Source organism: Nocardia lijiangensis NBRC 108240, assembly GCF_001613045.1.
Taxonomy (GTDB): domain Bacteria; phylum Actinomycetota; class Actinomycetes; order Mycobacteriales; family Mycobacteriaceae; genus Nocardia; species Nocardia lijiangensis.
This window is the reverse complement of sequence record NZ_BDBP01000144.1, coordinates 1-7,135: the sequence shown is the minus strand read 5'-3', so window position 1 is coordinate 7,135 and position 7,135 is coordinate 1. Positions and strand designations below refer to the sequence as shown.

Below are 7,135 nucleotides of genomic sequence, written 5' to 3'. Positions count from 1 at the left end.
CCCGTCTCGCGTCCGAGCGTTCGAGACGCATGCGCCGCAGGCGCGAGTCTCGAACGCTCGGACGCGAGACACCAGGGGGCCGCGAACACGCGCGCGCCAGCGCGCCAATAGACAGAGCACCACGCGAGCGCACACCGTAGGCTGACCGGGTGAACCCCAGTGAAACTTCCGATTCGGAACTGCCGACGTTGCGGGATCCGGTGCTGGTTGCCGCCTTCGAGGGCTGGAACGACGCCGGTGACGCGGCGAGCGGCGCCGTCGAGCATCTGGAACTGATCTGGGATGCCGAGCCGCTGGCCGAACTCGATTCCGAGGATTACTACGACTATCAGGTGAATCGGCCGACGGTGCGTCAGGTCGACGGTGTGACCAGGGAAATTCAGTGGCCCGCCACCATGCTGTCGGTGTGCTCCCCGCCGGGCAGCGACCGTGATGTGGTGTTGCTGCGCGGGATCGAACCGAATATGCGGTGGCGCAGCTTCTGCGCGGATCTGCTGGAATTCATCGAACAGCTGGGTGTGCAGACCGTGGTGATCTTGGGTGCGTTGCTCGCCGACACCCCGCACACCCGGCCCGTTCCGGTGACCGGTTCCGCCTACAGCAAGGAGGCGGCCGAGCGTTTCAATCTGGAGCAGACCCGCTACGAGGGCCCGACCGGCATCACCGGTGTGCTGCAGGATCAGTGTGTGAAGGCGGGCGTGCCCGCGGTGTCGTTCTGGGCGGCGGTGCCGCACTACGTGTCGCAGCCGCCGAATCCGAAGGCGACGATCGCGTTGCTGCATCGGGTGGAGGATGTGCTCGACATCGAGGTGCCGCTGGGCGAGTTGCCCAAGCAGGCCGAGGATTGGGAGGCCGCGGTCAACGAGATGACCGTGGGCGACGACGAGATCACCGAGTACGTGCGTTCGCTGGAGGAACGCGGTGACGCGGCAGTCGATTTGAACGATGCGATGGCCAAGATCGACGGCGACGCGATCGCGGCGGAGTTCGAAAAGTACCTGCGCAGACGGGGTCCGGGCAGCTTCGGGTTGTGATCGGCCGGACGAGGCGTCCGCCGCGCAGGTCCATCCCCTTGCGAGCAACACCGCGTCGCGGTGTTGCTCGCCTCGTTCGGTTCGGTGGTCATGCCACGGAGGGTGGCGGGGTTGCGAAGCCCGTCGCCCGCACCTCCTCGACGGTCCAGACCTGAGCCGCCGCCTCCTGTGCCAGTTTCGCGATGAGGATGTCGCGCGGAATCGTCTGGCCGGCAAAGTGATCGAGTGACGGCACCACCACGTGGTGTGCGTCGGCGCGCTTGAGTTCCTGTGTCAGCTCGGCGAGCGCGGTGCCGTCACCCGCGGTCGATTCATGGAATGTTGCGGCGAAGCAAAGCCCTTCGGCTCGGGCGAACGTACTCATCGCGCGCTCGAGTTCTTCGCTGTGACCGTCGGCGAGATCGTCACGCAAGTATCCATAGATCAACGCTTCCACCCGAACCTCCGTTGGATAGGGCCGCTGTTCTCTTGTTTGGATCTTCCCGTGCAGGGTAGTGCGATGGGGGCGATCCCGGATCTTGCCGCTGCGCTTGCCTTTGCGACTCCGGCAACCCGACCGCTCCCATTTCAGGATCGCTGACGCCAAACTGCGAATGCAGGTGTCAACCCGCTGACATCTAGATGCCCTATCCGGGCCACCAGACGTTAACTGGTGCGATACTACAACCGTGGCCGCTGGAGACGATCGACCCGTCTGGGCTGTCCGGATGCGTTCCGAGCGCGATGCGAGGGGGTGGTCACAGGCAGACGCCGTCCGCGTGATGCGCGCGAAGTCATCGCACAATCTACCGACCGACAGCACGCTGCTACGGAATTGGCGACGCTGGGAGTCGGGCGAGTCGCGGCCCGACGACTTCTACGCCCCCATCATCGCCGCCGCCTTCGACACCGTCACCGCGGCGTTCTTCCCGAAGGCCAGACCGAACCGGGACGACGAACTGCTCTCGGCGACAGGGATGGACACGCTGGAGTTCATCGGCAGGCTGCGCATGTCGGACGTGTCCGCCGCGACCCTGGACGCCATCCGGATCACCGCCGAGCGCCTGTGCTGTGAGTACCCGTACGCCGACCCGCACGCACTGCACGCCGAGGGCACGTCCTGGCTGCGCCGTATCACCTCGCTGCTGGACGGGCGGCTGACGCTGGCCCAGCACCGGGAGATCCTGGTGCTCGCGGGCTGGGTCGCGCTGCTGGTCGGCTGCGTGGACTACGACCTGGGCCGCCGTACCTCGGCGGAGGCCACCCGGCGGGCGGCGTGGTCGCTCGGCAAGGAGGCCGACCATCTCGAGATCACCGGGTGGGCAGCGGAAATGGCGGCGTGGTTCGCGCTGACCCAAGGTAACTACCGGGGTGCTGTCGAAGCGGTCGACGGCGCGCTAGAGGACAGTTGCACCTTCGGGGTCGGTGTCCAGCTGGCCGCGCAGCGTGCCAAAGCGTGGGCCAGGCTCGGCGACCGCTGCGAGGTGGAGCGGTCGCTCGGCAAGGGCCGAGCGATCCTGGAGCGACTCGACCATCCGGCGAACCTGGACAACCACTTCGTGGTGGATCCGCAGAAGTTCGACTTCTACGCGATGGACTGCTGCCGCGTGGCGGGCGAGGACCGCCTCGCGGAATCCTTTGCGCGCGAAGTCATCCGGAATTCCACCCGCGCCGACGGCACCGTCCGCAACCCGATGCGCGTCTCCGAGGCACACCTGACGCTGGCCGTCGTGGCGGTGCGCAACCGCGATCTGGAACTCGCTGTGCACGAAGGCATGCGCGCCTTCGCGGGGAAACGCCGTTCGCTGCCTTCGCTGATGTGGATCGCGGGCGAGGTGGCCCGCGAGATCATCGAACGCTATCCGGGCGATCCGCGCACGCGCTGCTATCTCGAGCAACTGCGCGCGCTGTCCACCGAGTGAACGGCCCGCGCCCGCCCGCCGCGGGCGAACCGCGGCGCAGCGGACACAGCCACGCCGAATGGGGGTCGGTCTTGGTGACGGCGACCGGCCCGCTACTACCCTGTTCCCGGTGACCGACTCCGACGACGGCCCGCCCATCGGCGATCAGCCCGGCGCTGCCTCCCCGGGTGATCAGCCTGGCGCCGCCGCGCTGGGTGATCGGCCCGGCTCCGCCGCGCAGGGTGACCGGCTCGGCGCCGCCGCGCAGGGTGATCAGCCCGGCTTCGCCGTCCTGTGGGACGAGCGGCTGCGACTGTTCTCCTTCGCGACCGCGGAGAAGCGCGCCGACTACCTGTGGGTGCTGCGCGCGTTCGACAGCGCGCGGGCCGCCTACGTGGTGTTGCTGCACGCCGACGACGTGGCGGACTGGATTCGCCGCAACGGCGGACGCGCACGGGTCGCGGAGAGCGGACCGTCCCCGGACCAGGCGGAACCCGGTCCGGCCGGTGCGCAACCGGGTCTGTTCCGGCGCGCCGATGCCGCGCCGCTCAGCGCCGCCGAGATCGGGCCGCTGCTCGACCAGCTGCACCAGTGGGGTGTGCTGGAGCGCAGCTACGACGGAACCCGGGCGGCGACGCTGGCCGAATACCGCAACCGGCACTACGTCTACCAGTTCTCGCAGGCCGGGTTCCAGGCCTATCGCGCGGTGGCGGCCGTGCTGGAGGCGCGGCTGGACGAGGCGTCGCTCTCCCGGCTGGTGCTGCCCGAACTGCTCGCCGACCTGCACACCCTCGCCGAGGCGAATCGGGCGGGCGACGCCGAGCGCGTCTACCGCACGCTGCGCAGGCTGGACGCGGCGCTGTCCGATATGGCCGCGCGCGCCGCGCATTTCTATCTGTCCCTCGGCGACCTGGTGCGTACCACCGAGATCACCCCGGAATCCTTTCTCGCGCACAAGGATGCGTTGCTCGCGCACATGCGCGAGTTCAGCATGGACCTGGCGCGCTTCGCGCCCCGGCTGGCCGCCGCCATCGGTGAGATCGAGGAGACCGGAGCCGAGGACCTCGTCGTCCGCGCGGCGAGCTGCGACGAGCGGGTGCTGTTGAGCGCCGCCGAACGCGAGGCGGACTGGCGCGCCCGCTGGCAGGGTCTGCGCACCTGGTTCGTCACCTCGGACGTCGAGGGCGAGTCCACCGAGGCGGACCGGCTGCGCGAAGCCACCATGAGCGCGATCGCGGCCGTGCTGTCGCTGCTGCGGCGGGTCACCGAGACGCGCCGCGGCGGCGTGAGCAGGGAGTCGGCGCTGCGGCACCTGGCAGGCTGGTTCACCGCCGCGCCCACCGCCGACAGCGCGCACGCGCTGTTCGACGCGGTGTTCGGGCTCGGCAGGCCGCGCCACCTGGCCATGGAGCATCCGGACGCCGACATCGTGCCCGCGACGCGGTCGTGGTGGGAGGCGCCGCCGCTGGAGATCTCCCGCACCCTGGCCGAGACCGGGCGGCCGCCCTCGGCGGGCGCCCCGGGCCGAATCCAGCGCAACGACGCGGGTATTCGCCGTTTGCGCGAGGCCCAGCTGGCCGCGCAGCGGGCGCTGGCGGAGGCGGCGCAGTCCTTGGCGGCCGCGGACGTCCACGAACGGGTGCTCGACGAGCGCGAGACCGAGGTGCTGCTGCGGCTGCTCGACGCCGCCTCCACCGCGTGGGTGCCGGTCAGCGGACGGGTCGGCGGCACCACCGGCACGGACAGCGGCGTCACCCTGACGGTCTCCGAGCACGCGGGACCGACCGTGGTGCGGACCGCGCGGGGGCTGCTGCACCTGAACAACCGCAAACTCGACGTCCGCGCGACCAGGTCCCGCGGCGGGAACGCGGGGCGCGGGAAGGTGTCCGATACCGAAACCGCAAGGGGCGGAGCATGATCCACGCCCGGCGCATCGACGCACTCGCCCTCGACAATTATCAGCGCGCCGCCAGGGTGGTCCTGGCCAACCATCTGGTGACCCGCACCTACCCGGATCGGATCGCGCTGCCGCTGATCCGCCGGTGGGCCACCGAACTGCGCGAGGACCTCGCCGAACTGTTCGGCTACCGGCTCGAGGTCACCGAGACCACGGCCCGCGTCTACCCGGTGATCGATCGGCTCGACGCCGGCAAACCCGCCCGCACCGTGAACGACCGCGTCTTCGACCGCCGCCGCTACGCCTACCTCGCGCTGGCGCTGGCCGCACTCGGCCGCGCGGGTGACCAGATCACGCTCTCGGAACTCGCGGATCAGGTCGCCGCGTACACGGCCAGGATCGACGGGCTCGAGCTGGCGCCGGATCGCGCCGCGGACCGCGACGCCTTCGTCGACGCCGTCGGCTGGCTGGCCGCCCGCGGCGCGCTCGCCCTCGCCGACGGCGACGCGGGCGGCTGGGCCGCCGATCCCGAGGCGGGCGAGGCGCTCTACGACATCGATCGGCCGGTCGTGTTCGCGTTGTTCCGCCCGCCGCGCGCACTGCAGCATCTGCACAGCGTGCGGGGTCTGCTCGTCGAGGATCCCGCGGTCACCGCGGGGCAGCCCGCCGCGCAGTCCGGCGAGATCGCCCGCCGGGTGCGCCGGGCGCTGGTGGAGCGCCCGGTCGTGTACGCCGAGGACCTGGCGCCCGAGGAACGCCCGGTGCTGGCACAGGACCGCACGATCGCCGATGTCGAACTGTTCACGGGTCTGCGCGCCGAACGCCGCGCCGAGGGCGTCACGCTGATCGACACCTCCGGGCGGCTGTCCGATGTCCGCTTCCCCGGCACCGGCACCCTCGCGCAGGTGGCGCTGCTGCTGGTCGGTGAGATCGCCGACGTGGTCCTCGACATCGATCACCCGCTCCCCCGCCGTCCGCGCCCGGCCGACGACGGTGCGCTGGCCGGTCAGCTCGACGACGCCATTCCCGAATCGACGCTGTTCGCACCGATGGCCGACCCGCCGTCCGCCGAGACCGAAGCGGGCGAGGCGGACTCGGCCGCAGACGAGACCGGACCCGAGGCGACCTACCCGTTCGTCGCCGCCGACTGGGTGCGCGACACCGTGCAGGCGCTCACCGACCGGTACGGCGTCACCTTCGCCGCGCAGTGGCAGGCCGACGTGCCCGGGCTCACCGCGCAGGTCACCGCCCTGCTCGCGCGGCTGCGGCTGGTCCACGTGCTCGAAGACGGGCTGCTCGTGCTGCCCGCCCTGGCGCGCTATCGGGGCGCGGTGGTCACCGTGCGTACCAAGCGGGCCGCGGAACTGTTCGTCACCGCCGCCGACACGGTCGGGGCCGCACGCACCGGTACGGAAGGGATCTGAACATGTCGGTCATTCACGGCGGAGTGCGTTTCCTCCCGACCCGCGCCGGAATCGTCAACCTGTGGGACTACCGGGACCAGGAGTTCTGCTTCGCCGACGGCAGGCTGGTGCTGCGCGGACCGAACGGCTCCGGCAAGACCAAGGCGCTCGAGGTGCTGTTCCCGTTCGTGCTCGACGGCCGCATCGAACCGCGCAGGCTCAACCCGTTCGCGGGCGAAGAGCGCACGATGAAGTCGAATCTGCTGTACCGCAAGCAGGAATCGGCCTACTCCTATGTCTGGATGGAGTTCGCGCGCGGGAAGTGGGACGACCCCGAGGTGGTCACCGTCGGCATCGGCATGCGCGCCACCCGCTCCTCGGACAAGGTCACGCGCTGGTATTTCGTCGCCGACGGCCGGGTGGGCGTGGACTTCTCCCTCATCGGGCCCGACGATCGCCCGTTCACCCGCAAGCAGCTGGCCGAGCAGATCGGCACCGACTCCATCGTGGACCGGCCCGTCGAGTACCGCGCCGCCATCGACGCCCGCATGTTCGGGCTCGGCACGCAGCGCTACGACCAGCTCATCAATCTCATTCTGACGCTGCGCCGCCCGCAGCTGGCCAAGAACCTGGACCCGCGCGGGCTCTCCCAGGCGCTCACCGACGGCCTACGCCCGCTGGACGAACAGCTGATACTGGACGCGGCCCGCTCCTTCAGCGATATGGAGGAGGTCGGCCGCACGCTCGAGGGCCTGGTGCACGCCGACACCGCGACCCGCGCCTTCGTCGGCGTGTACCGGAAATACCTTGCGGTGCAGGCGAAGACCGACGTCGACCAGGTGCGCACCAGGCTGGACGCGGTCACCCACGCCAGCACCGCGCTGTTCGCCGCGACCGCGCTGCGCGAGCGCCGCGACGCCG

At 70.4% G+C, this 7,135-nt stretch carries 5 protein-coding genes and 1 pseudogene; 5 read left to right on the top strand and 1 reads right to left on the bottom strand.

Going from position 1 to position 7,135, the window contains the following annotated elements:
• Positions 1-149 precede the first annotated feature (149 nt).
• On the top strand, positions 150-1,034 hold the full coding sequence (locus NL1_RS34065) for a PAC2 family protein (RefSeq protein WP_067848571.1): 885 nt from the start codon (positions 150-152) through the stop codon (positions 1,032-1,034).
• A gap of 88 nt (positions 1,035-1,122) precedes the next feature.
• Here the strand turns inward: NL1_RS34065 and NL1_RS34060 are convergent, their stop codons facing one another.
• Positions 1,123-1,470: a hypothetical protein gene (locus NL1_RS34060; RefSeq protein WP_067848567.1), complete on the bottom strand. Its 348-nt coding sequence runs from the start codon at positions 1,468-1,470 to the stop codon at positions 1,123-1,125.
• 325 nt (positions 1,471-1,795) lie between these two features.
• On the opposite strand from NL1_RS34060, the gene NL1_RS34055 reads away from it, so the two are divergent.
• The 4 genes and pseudogenes from NL1_RS34055 to NL1_RS34040 form a co-directional block, all read left to right on the top strand.
• The gene (locus NL1_RS34055; RefSeq protein WP_067848576.1) at positions 1,796-2,935 is read left to right on the top strand and encodes an NsdA family TPR-like regulatory protein; all 1,140 of its coding nucleotides are present in this window, start codon (positions 1,796-1,798) and stop codon (positions 2,933-2,935) included.
• A 286-nt stretch (positions 2,936-3,221) separates the two neighbouring features.
• Positions 3,222-4,832 carry a TIGR02677 family protein gene (locus NL1_RS34050; protein ID WP_084511348.1) on the top strand — a complete coding sequence of 537 codons (1,611 nt, stop codon included), beginning with the start codon at positions 3,222-3,224 and terminating at the stop codon, positions 4,830-4,832.
• Positions 4,829-6,235: a TIGR02678 family protein gene (locus tag NL1_RS34045; RefSeq protein ID WP_084511346.1), complete on the top strand. Its 1,407-nt coding sequence runs from the start codon at positions 4,829-4,831 to the stop codon at positions 6,233-6,235. Before NL1_RS34050 ends, NL1_RS34045 begins: the two co-directional genes overlap by 4 nt.
• 2 nt (positions 6,236-6,237) lie before the next feature.
• Positions 6,238-7,135: pseudogene (locus tag NL1_RS34040) on the top strand (endonuclease); the annotation flags it as partial.